Genomic DNA, 1,816 nt, shown 5'->3' with positions numbered 1-1,816 from the left:
AATCTAAAGGAACTTGTTTCAAAATCACATCATATTCATGCGTTTAGCGAAATTCGAACTTCTAAAATCTAACATCGATTTATTCTTTCTCGATTGTTTGATTTTTGATGACTTGCTGTTCTTTTTCAAAATAAGCAATAATCTCCAATGCAACTTTCAATGCATTTCGTCCATCTTGTAACGAAACTTTAATTGGTGAATTATTCACAATAGAATCTGCAAAGCTTTCTAATTCATCCAAAATTGCATTATTTGGTAAAATTTCTGGATGTTCAAAACAAATTTCTCTACGATCTCCTTTATCGTTTTCCAAAATCATCGCAAATTCACTTGGATTTTCTGGCGCTTTGTGCATTTTAATAATTTCAGTCTTTTTCGTCAAGAAATCAATTGAAATATACGCATTTCGTTGAAAAACACGCATTTTTCGCATATTTTTCATTGACATTCTACTTGTCGAAACATTCACCACACAACCATTTTCAAACTCAATTCGAGCATTTGCAATATCAGGTGTATCACTAATTACCGAAACTCCAGACGAATGAATTGATTTAATTTCTGATTTTACAATCGATAAAATCACATCTAAATCATGAATCATCAAATCTAAAACTACAGGAACATCTGTACCGCGCGGATTAAATTCTGCCAAACGATGCGTTTCAATAAACAATGGTTCTTCGATAAAAGGTGCAGCCGCTGTAAATGCAGGATTAAAACGCTCTACGTGTCCAACTTGCGCTTTCAAACCTTTTTCATTTGTCAATTTCAACAAATGATCTGCCTCTTCTAAGGTATGCGTAACTGGTTTTTCGATGAAAAAATGTTTATTTTTTTCGATCACTTTCAATGCCACTTCATAATGTGATAACGTTGGTGTCACAATATCGACAACATCAACAGCATCAATCAATTCGTCCATCGAACTAAAATATTTATACCCAAATTCAGCTTCAACTTTTTTTCCATTTTCTTCAAAAGAATCAAAGAAGCCAATTAATTCGTATCTTTCCGATTGATTTAATAACTTTAAATGGATTTTTCCAAGGTGCCCAGCACCGATCACTCCTACTTTTAACATTTGGTAGATTTTGCCGTTAAAATTAATGAGAATAAGTTGTATTTAATGCATTTTTGTAAAAATTTTGGAATATGTCTGTAGACGATTTTAAACACAGAGGACGACGCAAAATGTTGGTTGATTTGTTGCGCTCGAAAGGAATTGAAGATGAAAACGTATTGGAAGCTATTAATTTAGTGCCACGACATTTATTTTTAGACAGCGCATTTACGGAATTCGCATATCGCGACGAAGCTTTTCCGATTGCTGCTGGACAAACGATTTCGCATCCGTTTACAGTTGCTTTTCAGACACAATTATTAGACATTCAGCCTAATGAAAAAGTCTTAGAAATCGGAACTGGTTCTGGTTATCAAACTGCTGTTTTGGTTGCTTTGGGTGTTGAAGTTTTTACGATTGAAAGACAAAAAGATTTGTTTGATTTCTCGAAAATCATGTTGAAAAAAATCAATTTCGAGCCACGTTATCAAACGTATGGAGATGGTTACAAAGGTTTACCTTCTTTTGCTCCTTTTGATAAAATTATTGTAACGGCTGGTGCGCCAGAAATTCCAGAAGAATTAAAAAAACAATTGAATATTGGAGGAATAATGGTGATTCCAGTTGGTGAACAATCGCAACGAATGATTGTCATTATGAGATTATCAGAAGATCAATTTGAGCATTACGAATTTGGAGATTTCAAATTTGTACCAATGTTAGAAAGCCGAGATAAATAAAATAAAAAACTCC

2 protein-coding genes are annotated in these 1,816 nt (G+C 33.5%); one reads left to right on the top strand and one right to left on the bottom strand.

The window, feature by feature from the left end:
- Nucleotides 1–79: 79 nt before the first annotated feature.
- Complete coding sequence (locus tag B3I31_RS04855) at nucleotides 80–1,084, bottom strand: Gfo/Idh/MocA family protein (protein ID WP_114997742.1); 1,005 nt, start codon at nucleotides 1,082–1,084, stop codon at nucleotides 80–82.
- A gap of 71 nt (nucleotides 1,085–1,155) precedes the next feature.
- Here B3I31_RS04855 and B3I31_RS04850 point away from each other — a divergent pair, with 71 nt between their 5' ends.
- Nucleotides 1,156–1,803: a protein-L-isoaspartate(D-aspartate) O-methyltransferase gene (locus tag B3I31_RS04850; RefSeq protein ID WP_038332579.1), complete on the top strand. Its 648-nt coding sequence runs from the start codon at nucleotides 1,156–1,158 to the stop codon at nucleotides 1,801–1,803.
- Nucleotides 1,804–1,816 lie beyond the last annotated feature (13 nt).

Origin of the sequence: Empedobacter sp. UBA3475, assembly GCF_002378465.1 — a bacterium.
Classification (GTDB): Bacteria; Bacteroidota; Bacteroidia; order Flavobacteriales; family Weeksellaceae; genus Empedobacter; species Empedobacter falsenii_B.
Note: the sequence above shows the minus strand (reverse complement) of the source record. Positions and strands in the feature narration are given on the sequence as shown.

What these genes read in the sequence shown, in the direction of transcription:
- B3I31_RS04855 (WP_114997742.1), bottom strand. Translation starts at nt 1,084, where the DNA reads ATGTTAAAAGTAGGAGTGATCGGTGCTGGGCACCTTGGAAAAATCCAT.
- B3I31_RS04850 (WP_038332579.1), top strand. Translation starts at nt 1,156, where the DNA reads ATGTCTGTAGACGATTTTAAACACAGAGGACGACGCAAAATGTTGGTT.